Genomic DNA, 25,141 nt, shown 5'->3' with positions numbered 1-25,141 from the left:
ACAAACCATGCCGCCCACGTTTCTCTTTCTTCTGTATGAAATTGTCAAAGAACCGACAACGATAGAACCGCCGTCAAAATCAACCGGACAAAAAACACCGAAAAGGACCAAAGCCCTCCCCGACAATACCAATCCATCCAGTCAGGAACCACCGAGAACCTTAGGGCGCAACCAGCAACCGCCAGCGGCGTCCCGCCCTCGTTGGTGCCGTATATAGACAACCTAACTCATAAGTGTCAACTCCAACCGACAAGTTTTTTCTGCCTTTTTGCAACTATTCCAAAATCACCCTCAATCATCCAGGCCCAAACCCGCTTTCGGCCCACGTTCAAGCTGCATTTGGACCGCCTGCTCCGCCGCAAATCCCTCAAAACCAACGAAAATCCAGCCAGACCGCCCCAGCCCCGCAAAATCCATACTTATCCACAACCCCACCATCGCGGGCAGCCAGCCGAGAAACAGCACAAAACAAAATGGCGGGGCAAACGCCCCGCCAGCATGGCAGACTAAAGTTTCAGACCTCAGGCCAGCGTATAGGCCGTCTTCACCGTCGTATAGAACTCGGCGGCATATTTGCCCTGTTCGCGCGGTCCATAGCTCGATCCCTTGCGCCCGCCAAAGGGCACATGGAAATCGACGCCCGCCGTCGGCAGGTTCACCATCACCATGCCGGCCTCGGCATTGCGCTTGAAATGCGTCGCATGCTTGAGGCTCGTCGTGGCAATGCCGGACGAAAGACCGAACTGCGTGTCGTTCGCCGTATGCAGCGCCTCCTCGTAATCCTTGACGCGGATGACGCTCGCCACCGGCCCGAATATCTCCTCGCGGGAAATGCGCATCTGGTTGGTCGCCTCGGTGAACAATGCCGGCTGCAGGTAGAAGCCGGGCGTCGCCCGCTCCAACCGCTCGCCGCCATAGGCCAGCCTGGCGCCTTCCTGCTTGCCGATCTCGATATAATCGACGTCCTGCTTGAGCTGGCCCGCATCGACGACAGGACCGATATGCGTGCCGTCCTTCAGCGCGTCATCGACGACCACCTTCTGCAGGCGCTCGGTCATGGCCACGACGAAACGGTCATGGATCCCTTCGGTGACGATGATGCGCGAAGATGCCGTGCAGCGCTGGCCCGTCGAGAAGAACGCACTGTTGACGGCAGCATCGACGGCGACGCCGAGATCCGCATCGTCGAGCACGACGAACGGGTTCTTGCCGCCCATTTCCAGCTGGAACTTGCGCATGTGTTCGATGGAGGCCGCAGCGACGCGCTTGCCCGTGCCGACCGAGCCGGTGAAGGTGATCGCATTGACGTCGGCGCTGTCGAGAATGGCCTGGCCAACCACCGAGCCCTTGCCCATGACGAGGTTGAGCACGCCCTTGGGCAGGCCGGCGCGATGCAGGATATCGACGATCGCCCAGGAACAGCCCGGCACGAGGTCGGCAGGCTTGAACACGACCGTATTGCCATAGGCCAGCGCGGGCGCGATCTTCCAGGCCGGAATGGCGATCGGGAAGTTCCACGGCGTGATGATGCCGACGACGCCGACTGGCTCGCGGGTGATCTCGACGCCGATATTCGGCCGGGCGCTCGGCAATACCTCGCCGGCAAGCCGCAGCACTTCCCCGGCGAAGAAATCGAAGATCTGCGCGGCCCTCACGGTTTCGCCGATGCCTTCGGCGAGCGTCTTGCCCTCCTCGCGCGACAGGAGGCGGCCGATCTCCTCCTTGCGGGCGGTGATCTCATCGGCCGTCTTGCGCAAGATGGCATGGCGTTCGAGGATGCCGCTGCGCGACCATGCGGGGAGCGCCGCCTTGGCTGCAGCGATTGCCTTCAATGTATCGTCTGCCGTGGCGCGGGCATATTCGCCGACCACGTCATTTGTGTTGGACGGATTGATATTGGCGATCGCGTCCCCACCGACCCATTCGCCGGCAATCAGATTCTGGTGTAACGTCATTCTCTCATCCTCTTTGGCTGAAACAATAGTATAGGTACCGAGAGCCTCAACACCAAGTTGCAGCTCCCATTCTGTTCGAACTTTCTCCCCGGCATCGCCTGACGACACTCCCTGGTTGACTCGCACATAGGCGAATCGACCAAAGCGTGTAATGTGATCGCTCTGAGTGCATTATCGTAGGAACTCCCGTCATGCCATACCCTCTGTTCAGTCTCGAAGGCAGACTGGCGCTCATCACCGGATCCAGCCAGGGGATAGGCTTCGCCATCGCCCGCGGACTGGCGATGCACGGCGCCGCCGTCATCATCAATGGACGCGACGAGGCCAAGGCCGGGACCGCCGCGGAGGAATTGCAGCGCGAGGGCCTGACGGCCCATGTCTCGGCCTTCGACGTCACCGATCCGGCCGCCGTGCACGCTGCAGTCGATGCGATCGAGACCGAAAAAGGCGCCATCGACATATTGGTCAACAATGCCGGCATGCAGCATCGCGCGCCGCTGGAAGAGTTTCCCCATGACAAATGGCATCAATTGCTGGAAACCAACATATCGAGCGTGTTCTATGTCGGGCAAAGCGTGGCGCGGCACATGATCGGCCGCGGCCGCGGCAAGATCATCAATATCGCTTCGGTCCAGAGCGAGCTTGCCCGCCCGTCGATTGCCCCCTATACGGCGACCAAGGGCGCCGTCCGCAATCTGACGCGCGGCATGTGCACCGATTGGGCAAGACATGGGCTGCAAGTGAACGCGATCGCACCGGGCTATTTCAAGACACCGCTGAACAAGGCGCTGATCGAGAATGCCGAATTCTCCACCTGGCTCGAAAAACGCACCCCGGCGGGACGCTGGGGCGATGTGGAAGAGCTTGCGGGCGCCGCGGTCTTCCTGGCAAGCGACGCATCCTCCTTCATCAATGGCCAGGTCCTGCATATAGATGGGGGCATAACGGCTTCGATATGATTCGCGTGATCGTGATGGGAGTGAGCGGCTCCGGCAAATCAACCGTGGGCGAGGCTGTCGCCAAGGGACTTGGCCTGCCATTCGTCGAAGGCGACGTGCTGCACCCGAAAAGCAATGTGGAGAAGATGGCGGCGGGCATTCCGCTGACCGACGAGGATCGCTGGCCCTGGCTGCGGCGGATCGGGCGTGAACTGGCCGAGGCGGACAATGGCATCGTCGTCTCCTGCTCGGCGCTGAAGAAGAGCTATCGCGACCTGTTGCGGCAGGAGGCGGGCGGCCCCCTCGCCTTCATCTATCTCGATGGCAGCCTCGAGGTGCTGCGGGACCACATGGGCAAGCGGACCGGCCACTTCATGCCGCTTTCCATGCTCGACAGCCAATTGGCGACGCTCGAGGTTCCGACGGGAGAACCGCTGGTATTGCGGCAGGACATTTCGCACAGGCCGGAAGATATCATCTCGGCGAGCATGGAGTGGTTGCGGGAGACGAACGGCTGACAGGCGAGGTTCAGGCGCGCGCCATCTGCTGCGCCCGCGTCGTCATCAACACGCCGGCGACAATGATCGCCGCGCCGAGCCAGGTGGAGAGCCGGTAGGTCTCGCCGAGGAACAGGGTTCCCGCCAGCAGCGCGACCGCCGCGCCGACATAGCCGATCTGGCTGAGATAGACCGGGCCGCCGACTGCCTGCAGCCGGAAATACAGCGCGAACATCGCCGTCGAGGCGACGACCTGCAACAATACGAGCAGCGGCGCATTGCCGAGCGGCGCCAGCGGGAACGATCCCGTCAGGACGAGAATGGCCGGCACGAGCAGGACCGCCGTCATGATGTGGCTGCCCGCCGCAAGCTCGGTCGGATGGGCATCCTGCGGCCAGTCGAGCGTGCGATAGACATTGCCCAGCGCCAGCAGCACCGGGATGAGCAGCCCGACGATCACCCACAGCGTCTCGGCCGGCTGGCCGACCTGGCCGCGCGTGAACGCCACCACCACGGCACCGGCGAAACCGGTGAAAATACCGCACAGCCCCAGCATGTTGGGGCGGCGCATGCCGAACAGCAGCGACAGAAGCAGGGTGAAGATCGGCGAGAGCGTATACATGATGCCGGTATAGCCGGCGCCGAGATGGGGTATGGCGGAGAGCGTCATCACATTGGGCGCGGCATAGGATATGAGCGCCGCGACGAGATAATAGCGCAGCCTGTGCCCATCGAGGCGCGGCCGGCCGCCGGCGAAGAGATGGGCCGCCAGCAGGACCACGCCGGCCCCCGTCGATATCACCCAGGCCCAGACCGACGGGCTGATGCCGGCGGCGAAGGCAAGCTTGCCGAATGGCAGGGTGAGGCCGAGGAATGCGCCCGTCAGGACGAGAAGAACCGGCGCGGAGTTGAAAAGGGGCATGGCTGGCTTCCGCGCTGGGACTGGCTTCGAAAAGATCAGTTGTGGTCTTCCGGGAAGACCGGCAGAGGCATCACCTCGACCCCGTCATCCAGCAATTCCTCCACGTCGTCAGGCGTCGCTTCGCCATAGATGCCGCGCGGCGCGATCTCGCCGAAATGCATCTTGCGCGCCTGCTCGGCGAATTCCGCGCCGACATAATCGGCGTTTTCGCGGATCCTGCGCGCCAGTTCCTTCATTTCCCGGGTCATCTGGCTGACGGCGACGGCAATCTTCTCCTTCTGCCGCCCGGTCGAGACCGAAGGCGCCATCAGCGCCTTGCCGATCGCGCGCGAGCCGCAATTGGGGCAGGAGATCAGGCCTTTTTCCGTCTGCGCGTCGAAATCGGCATTGCTTCGGAACCACCCCTCGAATTCGTGATCCTTGTCGCAATGCAGCGAGAACCGTATCATGATGCAGCGGCCAGCCTCTCCGTCTCGCCCTTGTTCTCGACGATCACGCCGAAGGGCCGTGCATTCTTCAGATTGGGCACCTTGCCGCGTGCGGCGAGACTCAGCGACGGGTCGATATCGGCGACGATGACCGCAGGGTCGGCATGATCCGCCTCGGCCAGGACGTCGCCCCATGGGCCGACGATGATCGAATGGCCATAGGTCTCGCGGCCGTCCTCATGCACGCCGCCTTGCGCGGCCGAGATCATGAAGGCGCCGTTCTCGATCGCCCTCGCCCGTTGCAGCACCTGCCAATGCGCCTCGCCGGTCTGCCGGGTGAATGCCGCGGGCGCGGTGATCACCGCCGCGCCGGCCAGCGCCTGCGCCCTGAACAATTGCGGAAAGCGGACGTCGTAGCACACGGCAAGGCCGATCCGCGCGAAGGGCAGGTCGAGGACGACCGTATCGAGGCCCGGCTCGTAGGCTGCCGATTCGCGCCAGCTTTCGCCATTGTCGAGATCGACGTCGAACATGTGGATCTTGTCGTAGCGGCCGATCACCTTGCCGTCCGGGCCGAAAACAAAGGCCCGGTTGGCGATCTTGCCGTCGTCCCGCGCTATGGCCGTCGAGCCGATGTGAAGATGGATGCCGTGCCTTGCCGCAAGCTCGGAGGCGGTGCGAACGATGACGTCGTCACGCTCGTCCTTCAGCACGGCGCGCAGCGCGGCCCGGTCCCGCTGCAGCGAGCCGGTCATTTCCGGCGTCTGCACATAGGCGGCGCCCTTGCCGGCAGCCTCGGTGACAAGCCGGGTCAGGTCGGCGGCATTGCGCTCCGGATCGACCCCGGATCGCATCTGTATGGCGGCAGCTCGAAAAACGCTCATCTTTCTACCTCAAACCAGTTCGCCGGTGGCGAGGAGGCTGTCGAGCCGCCCGGCATTTTCCAGCGCATAGAGATCGTCGCAGCCGCCGACATGGGTCTTGCCGACGAAAATCTGCGGAAACGTCGTCCGGCCATTGGCTCGCGCCAGCATCTCCTGCCGCGCCGATGGATCGATGCTGGCATTGTGCTCGACGAATTCCGCCCCCTTCTTCTTCAGGAGGCTCACCGCAGCCGTGCAAAAGCCACAACCATTTCGCGTATAGATCGTTACATCAACCATAACACTCTCCACTTTAGCCCTATATAGGCAGCAAATAATGCGACGAAAAGAGCTGTTTTGCCGGATCGGTTGGGAGCTTGAGTATGAAACTTCGCAGAACCACCACCCTGCAAACCTCCATTTCCCTCATGCTGAGCTTGCCTCCCTCATGGTGAACTAGTCGAACCACGAACCACGCACGATCTTGATGCGACCAAAAAAAGAGATTGCACAAACGTTGCTGCGCCCTTCGACAAGCTCAGGATGAGGGAATTGGGTGTTTGGTAGGGGGATAATTCTGCGAGGTTTCCAATCTGGGCTCCCTGCTTTTCTGCAATCAAATCAATCATCCTCATCCTGAGCCCCTCATGCTGAGCCTGTCGAAGCACGAAGGACCCCACAACAGTAATGCAACACACGTCGCCTCTGGTGGGATAAATGGAAACTTATCCCACCACTTTGAAACCGGGTTATTGTGATTCGGTCCTTTCCAGTGGGGGAGCAGCTTCCGGTGCTGTTTCGATTGCTGGGAAAGGGTGGCGTTGCCGAATGGTCGGAAGTGACAACCCCGACCGGCCGGCAAACTGCAGAAGGAAACGGAGGTGGCGCTTCGTTTTCCGGGTTGTTGCGTCTGACAAGCGTAACAATAGCAGGCAAAGACGTCGCGGGCGGTCTTCGGACCTCGACCCTGATATAATACTGACGCGCTGAAGACCGCCCGTCTCCCCCATTTCAATGACCAGACGCGATTTCGCGGGCGTGGTGCGGATTTTCCGTATCCAGCATCTCGAAAAGGGATTGCACCCCACCTCCCTCATCCTGAGCTCCCACCTCCCTCATGCTGAGCTTGTCGAAGCACGCACTATCTTGATGCAGCTCTAGAGGGATTGCAGCAACGTTGCAGCGCCCTTCGACAAGCTCAGGATGAGGGGAAATAGAGTTTTGCAGGGTGGTAGTTCTGCCAGCACGCGGGAAGTGGCTGGCAAAAGCGGAAGAAGCTAGACCGGCAGCTCCTGTTTTATCGCGCGGCCGAATGTCAGCACGTCGACCCGCGCCGCGCCCGATCGCAGCAGCGCGCGCGCGGCGGCCTTCACCGTTGCGCCCGTCGTATAGACATCGTCGATCAGCAGCACATTGCGGCCGCGAACCAGTATTTCCCGGTCCGGCGGCACCTTGAAGGCACCCTGCACATTGGCCGTTCGCTGGCTCAGGCCCAGCCCGACCTGCTGGCGCGTGCGCTTCACGCGTTTCAGCGCGTCCGGCTCGAAAGGCCTGTCGCTCCGGCGGGCAACATGGCGGGCAAGTTCGGCGGACTGGTTGGAGCGGCGCATCCAGAAGCGGCGCGCATGCAGCGGCACCGGTACGATCACATCGCAATCGGCCAGCAGCTCGGCGCCGGCCCGCGCCAGCCACGCCGCCATCCAGGGAGCGAGATCGAGCCGGTCATTATATTTCAGGCTGTGGACCATCTCGCGGATGATGCCCTCATGCACCGCGACGGATCGCGACCGCGCGAATGGCGGCGGGTCGGCTATCGCTTCGGCCGAGAGAATCTCGGCACCGAGATCATGGCTGAACGGCGTGCCCAGCACGGGGCAATAGGGCTTGTCGATAAAGCGGACCTCGGCCCAGCATGGACCGCAGAGGCTGCCGGCCCGGGCCAGATGCTCGCCGCAGCCGGCGCAGGAGGGTGGGAACAGCAGGTCGGAAGCCGTATTCGCCAGCCGCAGAAAAGCACCGCGTGCCACCGCCAGGGAAGTTTTCAACCATGCCTCATTGCAATTCTCCCGGCGACGCCGCATTTAGCACGGGACTACTCATACACCAGCGATAAGAGACGCGAAACTTGGCAAAGGACAGCCACGCAATTTTCGATCGGGACCTGCTCCTCGCAAGGCAGAGGCGGGCATTGCGGCAGCACGGCCATGCCGGCGATTTTCTTCTCGCCCGCGCCGCCGATGACCTCGGGGAGCGGCTTTCGGCGGTCGAACGCCAGTTCGGCATTGCCGTGGCGCTGGCCAGTCTTGGACGTCACGCCGCCGACGCCGTGCGGCAAAGCGGCAAGGCCGATGCCATCTACCGGGCCGAACGCGACCCTGCCCTGCTCGACCCGGCCTATCCGGCGATCGTCGCCGATGAGGAATTCCTGCCGCTGCGGCCCGCCAGCGTCGATCTGATTGTCTCGCTGCTCTCGCTGCACCTGACCAACGACACGCCGGGAACGCTGCTGCAGATTCGCCGCGCGCTGCGGCCCGACGGGCTCTTCATCGGGGCGATGGCGGGCGAGGACACATTGTCCGAGCTGCGCCAGTGCATGATCGCCGCCGAGGCCGAAATCAGCGGCGGCGCCGCCCCGCGCGTCGCGCCCTTCGCCGATGTGCGCGACGTGGGCGGCCTGCTGCAGCGCGCGGGCTTCGCCCTGCCGGTCGCCGATATCGAGACCTATACGGTGCGCTATGATTCGGTATTCGGGCTGTTTCGCGACCTGAGGGCCATGGGCGCCCAGAACATCCTGTTCGGACGCTCGCGCAAGCCGCTGACCCGGCGCTTCTTCGCCCGGGTGGCGGAAATCTATGCCGAACGCTACAGCGATCCGGACGGCCGGATCAGGGCGACATTCTCATTCATATGGATGTCCGGCTGGGCCCCTCACGAATCGCAGCAGAAGCCGCTGAAGCCCGGCTCGGCCAAGGCGTCGCTTGCCGATTTCCTCAAGAATGCCGCCTCGGAGCCCGATTAGGGGCTTCAGCAGTCGCCCGACCTCGTGCCGTCGCGTTCGAGGATGCAGACCGCCGTCGGCGTGTTCTGCAGCACGCTGCGCCGGATCGTGGAGATGGACGGTTCCGCCCGCTTGATCGAACCGGTCGATATCTGGTCGATGGATTGTCCCGCCGAAACGTCGACGAGCGCGTCGCTGGTGCGATGCGCAAGGGGCGCGATGATCAGCGCCAGCGCAACTGCCGCCGAGCCGAACAGCAAGGCGCAGCGCAGCACGCTTCCCGCCGCCCGCTTATAGCCCCTCTGTTGCAGAAGATCGTCGTCAAGATAATCGCTCTTGCGCTGCATGCCCCACCTGAAATCACGTCACAACTATTGATTAAACCTCTCTTAAACCGGTGAAAGTTCCCTTAAGCATCAGGGTTAACGGGGAGATTTAGCGCGTGTGGTCGGGTGGGACGGGTTCTATGGATTGCATCAACATAGTGCGTGCTTCGACAAGCTCAGCATGAGGGGGGTGGTTAGAGCAGGTCGATCAGAAACGGGATCAATGGCAGGTCGGCCGGCGGCATCGGATAGTTGCGCATGTCGGTCGGGCGCACCCATTTGAGCGCCTGGCCTTCAAGCGGCTGGGCGATGCCCTCATAGCGCCTGCAGATGAACAATGGCATCAGCAGATGGAAAGTCTCATAGCCGTGGCTGGCGAACGTCAGCGGGGCGAGGCACGCCGGTTTCACCGTCAGGCCCAGTTCCTCCTTCAATTCGCGGATGAGGCTCTCCTCGGGCGATTCGCCCGGCTCCACCTTGCCGCCGGGGAATTCCCACAGGCCGGCAAGGCTCTTGCCCTCGGGTCGCTGCGTCAACAGCACGCGTCCGTCGGAATCGACGAGCGCGCAGGCGGTGACCAGCAGGATCGGCAGGGGGGCACTGCTCATCGGCCTGCCATCCGCATGTAATGATATCGGTAGATGTCCTGGAAGCCGAAGCGATGGTAAAGCGCGATCGCCGCGCCATTCGACAATTCCACCTGCAGCCAGGCCTTGCGCGCGCCCCTTTGCGCGGCCCAGTCCAGCGCTGCCCGCACCAGCCGCGTCCCGACGCCGCGGCGGCGCACATCCGGCGCCGAGATGATGTTGAACAGTCCGGCAAGGGCTCCGTCGCGCACGCAGATACCCGCCGCGACGACGCGCCCGTCATCGACGATCGTCAGCAGGGCCTTTTCCGGCTGGATTGCGTCGAGGGTCCCGGTCAGCCCGCGCCTCAGGCCGTCATTGCCCGGTTGCAGGACGAGATAGGCATCGACGAAACCGTCGACATCATTGTTCGTCACCCCGACGCCGGAAGCCGCCGGCAATGTATCGGCAAGATCGAAGGCCATGACCAGCGAATCGTCGAACCGCTCCCAACCGGAAGCCGCGAGATGCGCGGCCAGCGGCGGCGGGGCCAGCGGCGACAGGCGGAACATCGGTTTCACGCCCTGCTGCCGCATGCGCTCCACATCGGCGGCGATGCGCGACTCCATATTGCCGATATCGGAAGGATCGAGCGGATTGATGGAATTCAGCCGCTTTGCCGGATGGTTCGGCGTCGTCCGCACCGCCCAGCTGCCATCATAATGAACATGCGCCGCCGGCCAGGCGCGGAAGCCCGCTGCTTCGAATTGCCTGATCTGCGGTAATTCCATCATTCCTCCGATCAGCTGCGATAATCGCCGTTGATCGCCACATATTCCTTGGTGAGGTCGCAGGTCCACACCGTCGCCTTGCCCTTGCCGAGGCCAAGGTCGACGCGGATCCTGATATCCTCGTTCTTCATGTAGCTCGAAGCCGCGCTTTCCGAATAGTCCGGATCGCGCTCGCCCTCGCGCGCCACGCGAATATCGCCGAACCAGATGGCAAGCCGGTCGCGATCCGCCGGCTCCCCGGCCTTGCCCACGGCCATGACGACGCGGCCCCAATTGGCATCCTCGCCGGCGGCAGCTGTCTTCACCAGCGGGGAATTGGCGATCGACAAAGCGATGCGCTTCGCCGATTTCGCCGATGTTGCGCCGGTAACGGTGATCTCGAGCATCTTGCGGGCGCCCTCGCCGTCGCGCACCACCTGGAGGGCGAGGTTCTTCAGCACCCGCTCCAGCGCCCTGGCAAACGGCTTGAGCCGCCTGTCGGCGGCGTTGTCGATGGGTGCCGCGCCGCGCTCGGCGGCAGCGCCGGTGGCAAACAGCAGCAATGTGTCGGATGTGGATGTATCGCTATCCACCGTGACGGAGTTGAAACTGCCGCCCACGGCGGACGAAAGCAGCTTCTGCAGCACGTCGGCGGCAATCGGCGCGTCGGTGGCGACGAAGCTGAGCATGGTCGCCATGTCGGGCGCGATCATGCCTGCACCCTTGGCTATGCCATTGATCGTCACGGGCACGCCGCCGATGAGCACGGTTTCCGTCGCCACCTTCGGAAAGGTGTCGGTGGTCATGATCGCCTCGGCCGCCTCCTGCCAGCGGCCGGGGACCGCCTGCTTGGCCAGGCCGCCGAGAAGATGGCTGAACTTCGCCGCATCGAGCGGTTCGCCGATCACGCCGGTCGAAGCGAGGAAGACCTCGCTTGCCTTGCAGCCTACCGCCTCGGCGGCGGCGGCAGCGGTGAGATCGGTGGATTCGCGGCCCTTCCTGCCGGTGAAGGCATTGGCATTGCCGGAATTGACCACGACGGCGCGCGCCACGCCGCCGGCAAGGCTGGAGCGGCAGAAATCAACCGCCGCCGAGGGGCATTTCGACCGGGTGAACACGCCTGCGACGGCGGCCGGCCGGTCGAAAACCAGCATCATGACATCGGTGCGGTTCTTGTATTTGATCCCTGCTTCCGCCGTCGCAATGCGAAGACCCTGTATTTCGGGCATTGCTGGCACATGTCTGGGCGCCAAGGGGGAGACCGATGTCGACATCTGGAACCTCGAAATGGGCTGGCTTATCGTGGAGGTGGGACGAGCCCGGACGGATGCCGGGCTCGATGGAACGTTACTTCTGGGCTTCCGTCGCGGCCTTGAAGGCCTTTTCCACTTCCGGATCGGCATAGACGATCTTCAGGGAAGCGCGTTCCTTCTTGATCAGGTCCATGTAGCGCTCGCGGATGACCATCGACTTGACCTGCTCCTTGACCTGGTCGAATGCCGGCGGCTGCTTCGCCCGCTTGTCCTCGAGCTTGATGACGTGGAAGCCGAACTGAGTCTGCACCGGAACTTTCGTATATTTGCCGATTTCCAGCTCGTTTGCGGCCTTGTCGAACTCCGGAACCATCTGCCCCTGGCCGAAATAGCCAAGATCGCCACCCTGCGCGGCGGAACCGTCGGTCGATTTCGTCTTGGCGATCTCCTCGAAATTGGCGCCGCTGTCGAGCTGCTTGATGATCGCCTCTGCCTCTTCCTTGGTCTTCACCAGGATGTGACGGGCGCGGACTTCGTTCTCGGCCGGCATCGCGGCGATTTCCTTGTCGTAGCGGGCGCGAACGTCCGCATCGGTGATCTTGTCGACGATCTGCTGCTTGAAATATTCATTGTGCAGCGCGCGTTCCTTGAGGAAGTCCATGCGCGACTTGAATTCGGCAGTCTCGTCGAGCTTCTCGGCCTCGGCCTTCGTCGCGAACGACTTGATGTCGATGATGGCCGCAAGGGCGGCCAGACGCCGCTGGTCCTCGGGCAACTGCGAAATCTGCGGGTCGAGATCGGCGGAAGCCTGGTCCAGGTCCTTCTGGGTAATCTCGGTGCCATCGACCGTGGCCAGCACCTTGTTCGGCTCCTGCGCCAACGCAAAGGTTGAAACGCCAGCCAAAATAGCGGCCGTGGCCAGCAATGAAATTTTATTCTGCAAACGGGTCATCATCAATTTCTCCTTGGGAGGAACGGTACGAGCCATGAATATGGCAGAATTTGGCCATTTTGAAGCATTGGGCCGCAGCGCTTCAACATTGACATAATTCAAGGCCCCTCTTATCTGTCCAACGGCTTTGCGTCCAGATAGCTTGGCGGAAGATGCACTTATACCTTGGGAGTGGTGCCCGGGTCTATCGCAGCTTCTTGGTCTCAGTCCGGTGGCTCCACTCCGGGGTCCGCCGATGGAACGAATTATAGAGAGGACCAGGGATGGTCAGTTTCGGCGGCCTCGCCCGCAAGATTTTCGGCTCGTCAAACGAGCGTCGCGTCAAAGGTTACAAAGCGCGTGTGGACGCCATTAACGCATTGGAGCCCGAAATCGCGGCCCTGAGCGATGAGCAGTTGCAGGCAAAGACCGCAGAGTTCCGCGAAAACCTCGCTTCGGGCGTAAAGCTCGACGATCTTCTCGTGCCCGCCTTCGCCGTCGCCAGGGAAGCTGCAAAGCGCGTCCTCGGCATGCGGCCCTTCGACGTGCAGCTGATCGGCGGCATGGTCCTCCACCAGGGCGGCATTTCCGAGATGCGCACCGGTGAAGGCAAGACGCTCGTCGCGACGCTCCCCGTCTATCTGAACGCGCTCGAGGGCAAGGGCGTGCATGTCGTCACGGTCAACGACTACCTCGCCAGCCGCGACGCCCACTGGATGGGCCAGATCTACAATTTCCTCGGCCTGAGCTATGGCATCATCGTCCACGGGCTCGACGACGAGGAACGCGCCCGCGCCTATAATGCCGACATCACCTACGCCACCAACAACGAGCTCGGCTTCGACTATCTGCGCGACAACATGAAGTATGAGCGCTCGCAGATGGTGCAGCGCGGCCATCATTACGCGATCGTCGACGAGGTGGATTCCATCCTCGTGGACGAGGCGCGCACGCCGCTCATCATCTCCGGCCCGCTCGACGATCGCTCCGACTTCTACAATCTGATCGACACGTTCATCCTGCCGCTGAAGCCGGAGGACTACGAGATCGACGAGAAGCAGAAGACCGCGATCTTCACCGAGGAAGGCACCGAAAAGCTCGAGAACCTTCTGAGGGAGGCCGGCCATCTCAAGGGCGAGAGCCTCTACGACATCGAGAACGTCGCCGTCGTCCACCATGTCAACAATGCGCTTCGCGCCCACAAGCTGTTCCAGAAGGACAAGGACTATATCGTCCGCAATGACGAGATCGTCATCATCGACGAGTTCACCGGCCGCATGATGCCGGGCCGCCGCTTCTCCGAAGGGCTGCACCAGGCGCTGGAGGCGAAGGAACATGTGACGATCCAGCCGGAAAACCAGACGCTGGCCTCGATCACCTTCCAGAACTATTTCCGCATGTACAAGAAGCTTGCCGGCATGACCGGCACGGCTTCGACGGAAGCCGAGGAATTCGGCAATATTTACGGCCTCGAAGTCACGGAAATCCCCACCAACAACCCGGTGCAGCGCATTGACGAGGACGACGAGGTCTACCGGACCGTCGAGGAGAAATACCGCGCCATCGTCCGCGATATCCGCGAGGCCGCGGACAAGGGCCAGCCGGTCCTCGTCGGCACGACCTCGATCGAGAAATCCGAATTGCTCGCCGAGCGCCTGCGCAAGGAAGGCTTCAAGGATTTCCAGGTGCTGAACGCGCGCTACCACGAGCAGGAAGCCTATATCGTGGCGCAGGCGGGCGTGCCGGGCGCAATCACCATTGCGACCAACATGGCCGGCCGCGGCACGGACATCCAGCTCGGCGGCAATCTCGAAATGCGCACGCACCAGGAACTGGGCGACATGCCGGAAGGCGAGGAGCGCAGCGCCAGGGAAGCGGCGATCCGCGAGGATATCGCAAGGCTGAAGGAAAAGGCGCTTGCCGCCGGCGGGCTCTATGTCCTCGCCACCGAGCGCCATGAAAGCCGCCGCATCGACAACCAGCTGCGCGGCCGCTCCGGCCGTCAGGGCGATCCGGGCCGGTCGAAATTCTTCCTGTCGCTGCAGGACGACCTGATGCGCATTTTCGGCTCCGAACGCATGGACGGAATGCTGCAGAAGCTCGGCCTGAAGGAAGACGAGGCAATCGTCCATCCCTGGATCAACAAGGCGCTGGAGAAGGCGCAGAAGAAGGTCGAGGCACGCAATTTCGACATCCGCAAGAACCTGCTGAAATATGACGACGTCATGAACGATCAGCGCAAGGTGATCTTTGAGCAGCGCATCGAGCTGATGGACGGTTCCGATCTCAGCCAGACCACCCGTGAAATGCGCGAGGATGTCGTCGACGACCTGATCGCACGGCATACGCCCGAGGGCGCCTATGCCGAGCAATGGGCGGTGCAGCAGCTGGACGAGGATGTCCGCAACATCCTCAATCTCGACCTGCCCGTCACCGAATGGGCGATGGAAGACAATATCCAGCCCGACGACATCAGGGAGCGCATCATGGAAGCGGTCGAGAAGGCCGCCGCGGACCGCGCCGAACGCTTCGGGCCGGAAATCATGGCCTATGTGGAGAAGTCGGTCATCCTGCAGAGCCTCGATGCCCTGTGGCGCGAACATCTGGTCAATCTCGACCATCTGCGCTCGGTCGTCGGCTTCCGCGGCTATGCGCAGCGCGACCCGCTCAACGAATACAAGACCGAGGCCTTCGAGCTGTTCCAGGCGATGCTGGCGAACCTGCGCCAGAACGTGACATCGCAGCTCATGCGGGTCGAACTCGTCCGCGAGGCCGCCGATGCCCCGGAACCGGCGCTGCCGGCGATGGAAGGCCATCATATCGACGGCACCACCGGCCAGGACGATTTCAACGAGGCCGAGGAGGATCTGCGCATCGTCGATCCCGTCGATCGCGATCCGAACAATCCCCGCACATGGGGCAAGGTGGGGCGCAACGAGCTTTGCCCCTGCGGCTCCGGCAAGAAGTACAAGCACTGCCACGGCTCGTTTGCCTGATGAACAAGGAGGACCGCAGTTCAAAAGGCTGCGGTCCTTTTCTTTGCAGGAGGAGCCCGCCGCGCTGTAAACCGTCGTCCGGGCGCTAGAACCGTTTCTAAAGGTTTAGCCCCTTATAGAACTTGCGGTTGCAACATTTGGAGAGCTCCTTGCGAAATACTGCGGTCAAAACTGCAGGCCGGCTCCTGCCCGACAAGATGGCGCAGCGGCTGGTTCCCTTGCTGGCGAGGATCGACCAGGTTCTGGAGGGCAGCGGCGAGCAGGCCGTCGCACAGCGTGTCTCCCTTATCGCCTTCGCCATAAGGATCGTCAGTGCCGCCATCGCACTTCTGTCGCAGGTGGTTTTCGCGCGGTGGATGGGCCAGTTCGAATATGGGATTTTCGTTCTCGTCTGGGTGACCGTCGTCATCCTCGGCAATCTCTCCTGCCTTGGCTTCCAGACCAGCATCATCCGCTATGTGCCGCAATATCTGGACAGGAACGAGCCCGACCTGCTGCGCGGCATCCTGTTCACCAGCAAGACCTTCGCCGTTTCCGTCACCACGCTCATCGCGCTGCTCGGCGCCGCGGGCGTCCATGCCCTGCGGGACTCGCTCGAATCCTATTACGTCGCGCCATTCCTGATCGGCTTCATCTGCCTGCCGATGATCGCCCTCGGCGATACGCTGGACGGCACGGCGCGCTCGCGCTCCTGGGCGCTGATCGCCCTGACCCCGACCTATATCGTCAGGCCGCTTCTGACGCTGCTGATGATGAGCCTCGCCCACGTGGCCGGTTTTCCGCCGACTGCGGTCGTGGCCGTCATTTCCGCCATCCTTGCGACCTATCTCACCACGCTGACGCAGCTCGCCATCGTCTGCCGGCGTTTTGCCGAGGTCGTTCCGCCGGGGCCGCGGGAAATCCACTTCGCCGAATGGTTCAAGGTCTCGCTGCCGATATTCCTCGTCGAAGGCTTCTTCTTCCTGCTGACCAATGCCGACGTGCTGATGGTAGGGCGCTTCATGCAGCCCGACGAAGTCGCCGTCTATTTTGCCACCGTCAAGCTGCTCGCCCTCGTGCATTTCGTCTATTTCTCGGTCAAGGCCGGCGCCGCGCAGCATTATTCCGTGCTCATGCAGGGACAGGACCACCGGCAACTGGCGAAATTCGCCAGCGACACGGCGCGATGGACCTTCTGGCCCTCGCTCGCCATGGCAATCATCCTGCTCATCCTCGGCAAGCCCCTGCTCTACCTCTTCGGCGCGCAATTCACGGCCGGCTATCCGCTGCTGTTCATCATGGTTGTCGGCGTCGTCGCCCGCGCCTCGATCGGCCCCGCCGAAAGCCTGCTCAACATGGCCGGCAAGCAGAAGATCTGCGCGACGGTCTATGCGGTCACGCTGGCCGTTAACATCTCTCTCAGTATGGTGCTGATACCCTTGTACGGACTTGCGGGAGCGGCGATCGCCACGGGACTGTCCATGGTGTTCGAAGCCTCCGCCCTGGCCTGGACGGTTCGCAACAGGCTGAAGATAACCATGTTCGTTTTCGCCGGCAGTTCTGATCGAGAACCCGTCAAGGAAGAAATCTGATGGCAGCTATACCGATTCTCGAGGAATTGGCGGCGGGACCCTCCGCGCAGATCATCGCGCAATTGTCGGGCCTGGAGCCGATCCGGGAATCGACCCGCCATATCGAGGAGACCCTCGGCAGCACCCCTGGCAGCACCCTTGGCAGCAGAAACATTCCGCGCAAGCTTTCCATCTATTCGGCCTCGGCCGGCTTCGATCTTCTCGAAGAGCTGGACTATCTGACCTACCGGACCATCGAGCCGAACGTCTTCTTCAATCCGCGTTTCCTCGCGCCGGCAATGCCGCGCCTCGACGATCGCCAGGTTCGCCTGATGCTGATCCGCGACGAGAACGAGGTGAAGAGCCGCCTGCGTTTCCTCATGCCCTATACGATCGAGCGCGCCGGCTTTGCCATGTCGGGCGCGATCATGCGTGCATGGGCGACGCCTTTCGGGCCGCAGAGCACGCCCCTCATCGACCGGGACGATCCGGTCGGCGTGCTCAACGATCTCTTCGACATGCTGGGCCGCAAGCACCTGAAGCTGCCGGACATACTGGTGCTGCCCGAAATGCGCCTCGACGGGCCGGTCGCCCAGCTGATCCGCACCATCGCCATCGACCGCAACCTGCCGCTTGTGACGGCGAGCCAGGTCGAACGGCCCATCCTCCAGAGCGCCATGGACGGCGACGACTATCTTCGCCAGGCAATCGGCGGCCGCCGCGTCAAGGAATATCGCAGGCTTTGGCGCAGGCTCGCCGAAAAGGGCGACCTCGCTTATGTCGTCAGCCGCAACGAGGACGATATCCGCATCAAGCTCGAACAGTTCCTCGTCGTCGAGGCCAGCGGGTGGAAGGGCCAGCGGCGTTCGGCCATGGCCGTCGATCGCTTCCGCGCCGCCTTTGCCCGCGAGGCGGTCAACAATCTCGCGGCGCGCGACCTGGTGCGGATCCATTCCCTCGAACTCGATGGCCGGGTGATCGCCATCCTCATCGTCTTCGTCGAGGCCGGCGAGGCCTGGACCTGGAAGATCGCCTATGACGAGAAGCTCGCCGCCTTTTCGCCGGGCGTTCTGCTGATGGTCGAAATGCTGAAGAACCATCTCGACGACCCGAACATCGTCAGGACCGATTCCTGCGCCGTCCCCGATCATCCCGTCGCCTCCCGCCTGTTCAGCGAGCGCGAAAAGATCGGCACATTGGTGATCGGCCTCAATCCCGCAGCGGACCGCGCGGCCCGCAAGGCCGCCTCGCAGCTGCATCTCTATCGCCGCACCCAGAACCTGGCGCGGCTGGTGCGCGAGCGATTGCGCCAGATGACGGGACGCGATTAGGCGCCATCCCCTGCGACGCCCGCTAGCCTGCCGGCTCCGTCAGCGCATTCGCCTCCATATAGCCGAGCGCCCGCAGATGGCGCATCGCGCCTGCCGGAATATCGGCATCGGAGAACTGGTCGTGATAGGCGCCCTTGTGCTTGAACGGGTTCTTCGACACATAGTCCGCCGGCGACTCCGCATCCGCCCCGAGCACGACATAGCCGGCATGATCGGCACTTCTGAGCGGGAACGAGCAATATCGGGCGATATCGACGGCAACGCGCTCGGGCTGGCCCAGCAGGTCCTCCTGCCGGATGGCGAGATGGTCGAATTCCTTTTCCCAGCCGCGCCACGCCTCGATCGTATCGACCCAGAGGCGGAAGGCCTCCGCCACCGAGCCTGCCATGCCCTTCCTGAGCATGCTTGCAGCGACATCGCGGCCGTCACGGTAGATGTAGAGTATCTTCGCATCGGGAAAATGCGCCTTGATATCGCGCACGTGGAACACATAGTCCGACCATTTGTCGCCCCAGGTCCAGCGCGGCCTGTTGCCATAGACCGAATGCAGCGCGGGGGCGAAACCCTTGTCGGCCTCGTCGCCAGCAAGCACGATCTTGAGGTGCCAATGCTGCAGCCACGGATCCTGATCGACCGCCGCCCGCTTGTTCTCCAGCCATTGCCGCAGGGAGAGCTTGTGCTGCCAGCTCGGCCAGGCGAACAGCGCCCATTCGTTGGAGATCATGATGCCATTGTCATTCATGATCCGCACCAGGGCGGTGGTGCCGCTTCGCTTGCAGCCGCAAATGATGATAGGGGCAGATTCGCCGGAATTTGTCTCGCTCATTGGAAAATCATTCCACGGCGCCGCCAATCGCCGCAATACACATTGCGACAAACCGCCATAAAATAGTGCGGGGCGCGGTGAGGCCGCCGGCCGGCACCGACGATCGATTGTTCAGGCGCGTGGATAGGTATGGTGCCCCCTGCCGGAATCGAACCAGCACTCCTTTCGGAACCTGATTTTGAGTCAGGCGCGTCTACCAATTCCGCCAAGGGGGCCGCAATGAGCGCGGACCATGGCTCGCCATGATCCGAGCAGTGAAATACATGTATAGGCCGGCATCGGTCAACCGTCCTGAACGGTTTTCTTGCGAGAATGCACGCATGCGCCGGGGCCCCTGAAAGCTTCGCGGGAGCCGGCAGGGGCGCGACGGTCGCGATAGCGGCCGCCAGCTCGCCTGCTATTCCGGCTCGAAGCATTCGTCGAAGAACCGCGCTATCTCCACATAGGCCTGCATGCGGTTGCTCTCCATGAGCGCCAGATGCGTCGCCTCGCCCAGCTCGAGCCAGCGCCTGTAGCGCGCGCCGGTCAGTTCGCCGAAATAGGCGCGCGCCAGGTCGAGCGGCACGTCGATGTCCCATTCGCCATGCAACAAGAGCACCGGCGCTCGAATCTCGCCCGGCTGATAATAGGGGTTCCCGGCTCGCCAATAGGTCCGGATATCCTGTATCGGCCCATTCGTGGCCCGTATATGGCCTCGTTCCCTGTCGGCTTCCGACACTTCCTCCGCAAGGACGAACCTTGCCCAGAGGTCGAACCAGCCTTGCGGAACAAGGCGCTCGCGCGCATGTTCGGGCGCGGTGCCGAGCCAGCGCGCCAGCGCCGCATGGACCGGAACAAGCCTGTAGCAACCAAGGGCGCCACCGGAATCGATCGGAATGGGGGCTTCGCTCAGCCATTGCGGCGCGAGCAGCGCGAGCTTGAGCACCTTGTCGCCATTGCGCGCGGCGTAAGCGCCGGCCACGCTGCCGCCCCATGACATGGCGAACACATTGACTGCCTGCAAGCCGCGAAGCCGAAGGACGAATTCCACAGCCGTTGCGAGATCCGCGACGCCGGTGCCGGTGTCCACCAATGGCGGGTTGAGGTCGGGGGCTACCTGCATTTCGGGCGGGCGGCCCGATTTCCCATAGCCGCGCACATCGACCGCAAAGACGTCGAAACCCTGATGCGCGAGATAGTCCATGAAGGACATTCCGTTGAAGGGAACATCGTAAAGGCTTCCCGACGAGAAGGTTGCCCCGTGCATCATCACGATGGTCTTCTCCGCGAGAAATTCCTCGTGGTCCATCCTGCGCTTGTTGCGGAGATAGAGCTTGATGCCGTCGGTTCCGCTGTCGACATGATGCTCATCGAATATAATTTCGCCCGCGTCGAAGCTTGACGATGTGAGTTTGTCTTTAGGCATAGGACCACCTGAACCGGTTACCGTTGCGGGTGACATGACCCGCGGACGAGCCGGGGAAATGCGTGGAGAAATAAAGGGCGCGATTGTCGGCAGCGAGTTCGAGGATACGCCGTCTGGACCGGGTAGCCTGATCTGCGAATTCGCAGAAGACAGTGTTGAGATCGGGACGCTCCACCTGGATCGGATGGTGCATGACATCGCCGCCGAAGATCGCCGCTTCGCCGCCTGCTTCCACCAGAACCGACATGTGACCGATACTGTGGCCGGGCGTCGGCAGGAAGGTGAACCGATCCAGGAACGAACCGCCCGTGCTGTCGATGAAGTCGGCGAGCCCGCCGTCGATTATCGGCCAGACACTGTCCTCATAGACGCCAAGACTGGGAATGTTCACGTCATTGTGGCTGGCCGTCGACGAGTAATATTCCTGTTCGGCCCGCGGAAAGACATAACGCGCGTTCTTGAACGTCGGCACCCATTTTCCATGCTCCAGCACGGTATTCCAGCCGGAGTGGTCGACGTGGAGATGGGTATTGATGACGAAATCGACATCGCCCGGCTCCACGCCTGCATGGTGCAGCCGCTCCAGAAACGGAATGGACTGATGGTGAAAGCCGGGATTGCGCGGCCTTTCCTTGTCGTTTCCCGAGCCCGTATCGATCAGGATGACGTGATCGGGCGTCGTCACGAGCCAGGTGTGAATGCTCACGACCAGAGTTTCGCGCTCGTCGTCCATGTCAGCCGCGGCCAGACCGGGTTCGATCGCCTCGATCTCTTCTACCGTGGCGGCCGGATAAAGAAAGGAAGGCGCCACCTGGCGCAGATATTGCTCCTGCACCTTCCGCACCGTCACTCCGGCAATATGATATTCTTTTCCAAGATCGCTCATGGAATCTCCTGTCATTGATACTGAACGGGGACAGCGCTGCCTGATCGCTATGGACAAGTAGGGCATGTTCGTGCAACGATCAAATCGATGAATGAGATAGCCTCCATCGATCATTTCAATCTTTGGTCCTTCGACCTGAACCTGCTCGTCGCATTCGATGCGCTGATGCGCGAGCGGAGCGTGACGAAGGCGGCAGCCCGGCTGAAAATCCAGCAGCCGGCCATGAGCCACAATCTCGCAACGCTTCGCACATTGTTTCAGGACGAATTGTTCGTGCGTGTCGGCCAGGTCATGCAGCCGACGCATCGGGCCTTGCGCCTCGCCGAAGCCGTGGAGCAGATTCTGAGCCACACGCAGCAGACGATCGTCACGCCCGCGGCGTTCGAGCCTGCGCGGGCAAGGCAGATATTCCGGATCGGGTTTTCCAGCGAACTGGAGGTACTGCTCGTGCCTCGCCTTGCCGCGGTCCTGAACGAAGCTGCGCCCGGCATCAAGGTGCTTGCCCGCGCGGTCAACCCCGAACTGGTCCACAGGCTTCTCGACGATAACGTCATCGACCTGGCCGTAGGCTGCTATGAAGACGGCAGCAACAGGCATAGGCGCCGCCTGCTGTTCGAGCAGTCGCTCATGTGCTGCTACAATCCGGGCCTGCTCGACCTGCCGCAGGCGCTGGACCGCGATCTGTATCTCACGCTGAAGCATGCCCTCGTTTCACAGAAGGACGCGATCGAAGGCTGCATCGACGATGCTCTGAAGCGCGCCAACGTCCGCCTGGACGTATCGGTCGCGGCGCCGGAGTTCCTCACCGTGCTTACGGCCGTGCGCGAAACACCGTTGATCGCGACCCTGCCGACCAGAATCGTCAAGCGCTATGCCGGCCTGTTTGGCCTCGCAATGGCCGAGGTGCCGCTCGATTTGCGGGTCAGCCCGATTTCCATGGTGTGGTCAGCGGCAACGGACAACGACCCCGCCAACCGCTGGATGCGCGATCAGGTGATGCAGGTCGTTGCAGAATACAGCTAGACGCAGGCAGGCTCGCCTTCAGCGATGCCGCTGGAACAGGGAACAACCATATTGCGGAAACGATCCGGGCCGATGATGATCGCGACCATTCTTGGCCTCGTCTTGCGGGTCGGATTGCCGATCATGTTACTGCCGATAGTGGGGATGACCATGGCTGAAGCGACGGAGCAGGGATTGATCGAAGCCGCAGGCCGCGGCGATGCCACGACTGTTCGGCAGTTGCTGGCGGACGGCGCACCCATCGATGCGCGCGACGGCAGGGGGCGGACGGCCCTTCTCGCCGCCACCCATGCCAACCGGATCGAGACCGCGAAACTGCTGGTAGAGGCCGGAGCCGATGTCAACGCCAGGGACGACATCAACGACAGCCCCTATCTTTATGCCGGTGCGCGCGGGCATCTTGAAATCCTGCGCATGACGCTGGCCCATGGCGCCGATCTCAAAAGCACCAACCGCTATGGCGGCACCGCCCTGATCCCGGCCGCCGAGCGTGGCCACGTCGAGACCGTGCGTACCTTGATCGCCGCCGGTGTCGATGTGGATCATGTCAATAAACTTGGCTGGACGGCGCTGCTTGAAGCCATCATCCTCGGTGACGGCGGCAGCCGGCATTTCGAGATCGTCCGCCTGCTCCTGGAGGCCGGGGCGCGGCCCGACCTCGCGGACAAGGATGGCGTCACTCCGCTGCAACATGCGCAAGCCCGCGGATATGACGACATCGCCGCATTGCTGACGGCCGCCCGGCGCTGATACGAGCAGACCGCGATCTTGCCCGCGACCGAGGCAAAATCGACGCCCCCGATTCCCATCGGCGATAATTTGCTCTAAGAGACGCACCAGACCAACCCAATACAGGACCTCACATGCTGCGCAGACTCTATGACTGGACGATGTCCCTTGCTGCGCGCAAATCGGCCGAGGCCTGGCTGGCCGTCATTGCCTTCATCGAAAGCTCGGTGTTTCTGGTTCCCGCGGACGTGCTCTATCTGCCCATGGCGCTGGCCCGGCCCGACCGCGCCTATCGCTATGCGATCGTCGCCACCGTCGCTTCGGTGCTCGGCGGCATCGCCGGATGGATGCTCGGCTATTACGCCTATGAGGCGCTGGCGAAGCCCATCCTCGAAGTCTATGGCAAGCTCGATACCTTCGAGCAATTGCGCGGCTCGACCAGCGCCGACGCCATCCTGCTGCTGCTCATCACCTCCGGCCTGGCGCACCTGCCGCCGATCAAGGTGGTGACGATCCTTTCCGGTGCCGCCGGCATCAACATCTGGCTCTTCATCGTCTCGGCGGTGGTGGCGCGCGGCGCACGCTTCCTTTTCCTGGCATGGCTGCTGCGCCGCTATGGCGAGCCGATCCGGGAATTCATCGAGAAGCGTCTCGGATTGATTGCCGGAGCAGTGGCCCTCGTCTTAATTCTGCTCTACGCGCTGTTCCACTATCTCCATCTCTAGCAGGCTCCCTTCATACCAGACGAGGAATATCCACATCATCATGAGCAGCCAAAGCGCCCATCTGAAAACCGCCCTCTTCCTCCTCGTCGCGATGGCGGCGACGGTCGGCGCGGCCCTCGGCTTCCAGTATCTGGGCGGTTACCTGCCCTGCAAATTGTGCCTGGAACAGCGCTATCCCTATTATGCCGGCATACCGCTGATGCTCGTTGCCGCCGCTGCCGCGGCGTTGCGCTGGCCGGCCGGCCTGACACGGCTGCTGCTGGCACTGGGCGGCGTATTGATGCTGATCGGGCTCGGACTGGCGATCTTCCACGCCGGCGTGGAGTGGAAGTTCTGGGCGGGACCAGCGGATTGCACGGCCGTCTCGATGTCCATAACCACCGATGCCGGCAGCCTGCTGAACGACATGAACGCGATCCGTCCGCCCGCCTGCGACAACGCGGCGCTGCGCGTCCTCGGCCTGTCCTTCGCCGGATGGAACGCCATTGCAAGCTTCGTCCTGATGATCGTGGCGTTTCGCGGCGCCATGATCCCGGGCAGGCGCTAACCGACCCGGAAAAACGGACGAACCGGAAGATCAGGGCTCCAGTTCGACATCCCAGTAGAGATAGTCCATCCAGCTTTCATGCAGATGGTTCGGCGGGAAAAGCCGGCCATTATTGTGCAGGTCGTGCACCGTCGGCTGGTAGGGTTTCTGCCGCGGCCACATCTTGGCCTGGTTGGGCATCATGCCGCCCTTGCGCAGATTGCAGGGCGAGCAGGCCGCAACCACGTTTTCCCAGATCGTTTCGCCGCCCGCGCAGCGCGGCACGACGTGATCGAAGGTCAGATCCTCTTCGGAACCGCAATACTGGCATTCGAACCGGTCGCGCAGGAACACGTTGAACCGCGTGAAGGCCGGGTTGCGCGAGGGCTTTATGTAACTTTTAAGCGAAACCACGCTCGGCAGACGCATCGCGAAGGATGGCGAGGAGACCTCATGCTCATATTCGGCGACGATGTTCACACGGTCGAGAAAAACCGCCTTGATCGCGTCCTGCCAGGACCAGAGCGACAAGGGGTAATAACTGAGCGGACGATAATCCGCGTTGAGCACCAATGCCGGCAACCCGTCCGGCGAGACGGCTATTGTCAAGGAATCAACTCCCGTTCCAACCATCAGGCCCTAATATTGTAAGCCGGACGTGACAGGATTGTGAAGCAAATAGCGTTGGGGCCGTTGG

25 protein-coding genes and 1 tRNA gene are annotated in these 25,141 nt (G+C 62.3%); 10 read left to right on the top strand and 16 right to left on the bottom strand.

Annotated elements, in window-relative coordinates; all coding sequences use genetic code 11:
- Positions 1-521: 521 nt before the first annotated feature.
- Positions 522-1,955 carry an aldehyde dehydrogenase family protein gene (locus tag M8997_RS11495; RefSeq protein WP_250019822.1) on the bottom strand — a complete coding sequence of 478 codons (1,434 nt, stop codon included), beginning with the start codon at positions 1,953-1,955 and terminating at the stop codon, positions 522-524.
- A 191-nt stretch (positions 1,956-2,146) separates the two neighbouring features.
- Between M8997_RS11495 and M8997_RS11490 the strand changes: the two genes are divergently transcribed.
- Together M8997_RS11490 and M8997_RS11485 are read left to right on the top strand one after the other, a co-directional pair.
- Entirely contained in the window at positions 2,147-2,914 is a 768-nt protein-coding gene (locus M8997_RS11490) for an SDR family oxidoreductase (RefSeq protein WP_250019823.1), read from the top strand.
- Complete coding sequence (locus M8997_RS11485) at positions 2,911-3,411, top strand: gluconokinase (protein ID WP_250019825.1); 501 nt, start codon at positions 2,911-2,913, stop codon at positions 3,409-3,411. Before M8997_RS11490 ends, M8997_RS11485 begins: the two co-directional genes overlap by 4 nt.
- A 10-nt stretch (positions 3,412-3,421) precedes the next feature.
- Here M8997_RS11485 and M8997_RS11480 read toward each other — a convergent pair whose 3' ends face one another.
- The 5 genes from M8997_RS11480 to M8997_RS11460 all read right to left on the bottom strand — a co-directional run bounded on the left by M8997_RS11480 (position 3,422) and on the right by M8997_RS11460 (position 7,684).
- Positions 3,422-4,312, bottom strand: coding sequence for a DMT family transporter (locus M8997_RS11480; protein ID WP_250019826.1), 891 nt, complete (start codon positions 4,310-4,312; stop codon positions 3,422-3,424).
- Positions 4,313-4,347: 35 nt separating this feature from the next.
- The gene (locus M8997_RS11475; protein ID WP_250019828.1) at positions 4,348-4,761 is read right to left on the bottom strand and encodes a DUF1178 family protein; all 414 of its coding nucleotides are present in this window, start codon (positions 4,759-4,761) and stop codon (positions 4,348-4,350) included.
- A complete protein-coding gene (locus M8997_RS11470; protein WP_250019830.1) occupies positions 4,758-5,624 on the bottom strand; it encodes a carbon-nitrogen hydrolase family protein in 867 nt (288 codons plus the stop codon). Before M8997_RS11470 ends, M8997_RS11475 begins: the two co-directional genes overlap by 4 nt.
- 9 nt (positions 5,625-5,633) lie before the next feature.
- The gene (gene grxC, locus M8997_RS11465) at positions 5,634-5,903 is read right to left on the bottom strand and encodes a glutaredoxin 3 (RefSeq protein ID WP_250019831.1); all 270 of its coding nucleotides are present in this window, start codon (positions 5,901-5,903) and stop codon (positions 5,634-5,636) included.
- 977 nt (positions 5,904-6,880) lie between these two features.
- Positions 6,881-7,684, bottom strand: a complete 804-nt coding sequence (locus M8997_RS11460) for a ComF family protein (protein ID WP_371929551.1) — start codon at positions 7,682-7,684, stop codon at positions 6,881-6,883.
- 44 nt (positions 7,685-7,728) lie between these two features.
- Between M8997_RS11460 and M8997_RS11455 the strand changes: the two genes are divergently transcribed.
- Complete coding sequence (locus M8997_RS11455) at positions 7,729-8,622, top strand: methyltransferase domain-containing protein (protein WP_250019833.1); 894 nt, start codon at positions 7,729-7,731, stop codon at positions 8,620-8,622.
- Positions 8,623-8,627: 5 nt separating this feature from the next.
- Here M8997_RS11455 and M8997_RS11450 read toward each other — a convergent pair whose 3' ends face one another.
- The 5 genes from M8997_RS11450 to M8997_RS11430 form a co-directional block, all read right to left on the bottom strand.
- Positions 8,628-8,948, bottom strand: coding sequence for a hypothetical protein (locus tag M8997_RS11450; RefSeq protein WP_250019834.1), 321 nt, complete (start codon positions 8,946-8,948; stop codon positions 8,628-8,630).
- A gap of 173 nt (positions 8,949-9,121) precedes the next feature.
- Positions 9,122-9,535, bottom strand: a complete 414-nt coding sequence (locus M8997_RS11445) for a (deoxy)nucleoside triphosphate pyrophosphohydrolase (protein ID WP_250019835.1) — start codon at positions 9,533-9,535, stop codon at positions 9,122-9,124.
- On the bottom strand, positions 9,532-10,284 hold the full coding sequence (locus M8997_RS11440; RefSeq protein WP_250019836.1) for a GNAT family N-acetyltransferase: 753 nt from the start codon (positions 10,282-10,284) through the stop codon (positions 9,532-9,534). Before M8997_RS11440 ends, M8997_RS11445 begins: the two co-directional genes overlap by 4 nt.
- Before the next feature lie 11 nt (positions 10,285-10,295).
- Positions 10,296-11,537 carry a bifunctional glutamate N-acetyltransferase/amino-acid acetyltransferase ArgJ gene (gene argJ / locus M8997_RS11435; protein ID WP_250019837.1) on the bottom strand — a complete coding sequence of 414 codons (1,242 nt, stop codon included), beginning with the start codon at positions 11,535-11,537 and terminating at the stop codon, positions 10,296-10,298.
- A 73-nt stretch (positions 11,538-11,610) separates the two neighbouring features.
- The gene (locus M8997_RS11430) at positions 11,611-12,504 is read right to left on the bottom strand and encodes a peptidylprolyl isomerase (protein WP_371929550.1); all 894 of its coding nucleotides are present in this window, start codon (positions 12,502-12,504) and stop codon (positions 11,611-11,613) included.
- 227 nt (positions 12,505-12,731) lie between these two features.
- On the opposite strand from M8997_RS11430, the gene secA reads away from it, so the two are divergent.
- The 3 genes from secA (at position 12,732) to bspF (ending at position 18,324) form a co-directional block, all read left to right on the top strand.
- Positions 12,732-15,443: a preprotein translocase subunit SecA gene (secA, locus tag M8997_RS11425; protein ID WP_250019839.1), complete on the top strand. Its 2,712-nt coding sequence runs from the start codon at positions 12,732-12,734 to the stop codon at positions 15,441-15,443.
- A gap of 149 nt (positions 15,444-15,592) precedes the next feature.
- Positions 15,593-17,014, top strand: coding sequence for a lipopolysaccharide biosynthesis protein (locus M8997_RS11420; RefSeq protein ID WP_250019840.1), 1,422 nt, complete (start codon positions 15,593-15,595; stop codon positions 17,012-17,014).
- The gene (gene bspF, locus M8997_RS11415) at positions 17,014-18,324 is read left to right on the top strand and encodes a type IV secretion system effector crotonyl transferase BspF (protein WP_250019841.1); all 1,311 of its coding nucleotides are present in this window, start codon (positions 17,014-17,016) and stop codon (positions 18,322-18,324) included. Before M8997_RS11420 ends, bspF begins: the two co-directional genes overlap by 1 nt.
- Before the next feature lie 22 nt (positions 18,325-18,346).
- On the opposite strand, the gene M8997_RS11410 is transcribed toward bspF, so the two are convergent.
- From M8997_RS11410 to M8997_RS11395, 4 genes are all read right to left on the bottom strand, one after another.
- Positions 18,347-19,150, bottom strand: coding sequence for a sulfotransferase (locus tag M8997_RS11410; RefSeq protein WP_250019842.1), 804 nt, complete (start codon positions 19,148-19,150; stop codon positions 18,347-18,349).
- A 130-nt stretch (positions 19,151-19,280) separates the two neighbouring features.
- A tRNA-Leu gene (locus tag M8997_RS11405) sits at positions 19,281-19,365 on the bottom strand.
- A gap of 182 nt (positions 19,366-19,547) precedes the next feature.
- On the bottom strand, positions 19,548-20,555 hold the full coding sequence (locus M8997_RS11400) for an alpha/beta hydrolase (protein WP_250019843.1): 1,008 nt from the start codon (positions 20,553-20,555) through the stop codon (positions 19,548-19,550).
- On the bottom strand, positions 20,548-21,441 hold the full coding sequence (locus M8997_RS11395; protein ID WP_250019844.1) for an MBL fold metallo-hydrolase: 894 nt from the start codon (positions 21,439-21,441) through the stop codon (positions 20,548-20,550). Before M8997_RS11395 ends, M8997_RS11400 begins: the two co-directional genes overlap by 8 nt.
- Positions 21,442-21,528: 87 nt before the next feature.
- On the opposite strand from M8997_RS11395, the gene M8997_RS11390 reads away from it, so the two are divergent.
- From M8997_RS11390 to M8997_RS11375, 4 genes are all read left to right on the top strand, one after another.
- On the top strand, positions 21,529-22,464 hold the full coding sequence (locus M8997_RS11390; protein ID WP_250019846.1) for a LysR family transcriptional regulator: 936 nt from the start codon (positions 21,529-21,531) through the stop codon (positions 22,462-22,464).
- Between the two features lie 150 nt (positions 22,465-22,614).
- Positions 22,615-23,214: an ankyrin repeat domain-containing protein gene (locus tag M8997_RS11385; protein WP_250019847.1), complete on the top strand. Its 600-nt coding sequence runs from the start codon at positions 22,615-22,617 to the stop codon at positions 23,212-23,214.
- A gap of 113 nt (positions 23,215-23,327) precedes the next feature.
- Positions 23,328-23,918, top strand: a complete 591-nt coding sequence (locus M8997_RS11380; RefSeq protein WP_250019848.1) for a YqaA family protein — start codon at positions 23,328-23,330, stop codon at positions 23,916-23,918.
- A gap of 40 nt (positions 23,919-23,958) precedes the next feature.
- Positions 23,959-24,465, top strand: coding sequence for a disulfide bond formation protein B (locus M8997_RS11375; protein ID WP_250019849.1), 507 nt, complete (start codon positions 23,959-23,961; stop codon positions 24,463-24,465).
- Positions 24,466-24,495: 30 nt separating this feature from the next.
- On the opposite strand, the gene M8997_RS11370 is transcribed toward M8997_RS11375, so the two are convergent.
- Positions 24,496-25,053, bottom strand: a complete 558-nt coding sequence (locus tag M8997_RS11370; protein ID WP_250019850.1) for an HNH endonuclease — start codon at positions 25,051-25,053, stop codon at positions 24,496-24,498.
- Positions 25,054-25,141 lie beyond the last annotated feature (88 nt).

Origin of the sequence: Phyllobacterium sp. 21LDTY02-6 (assembly GCF_023554255.2) — a bacterium.
Taxonomy (GTDB): Bacteria; Pseudomonadota; Alphaproteobacteria; order Rhizobiales; family Rhizobiaceae; genus Phyllobacterium.
The sequence above is the reverse complement of the archived record's forward strand: the minus strand, read 5'-3'. Positions and strand labels throughout refer to the sequence as shown.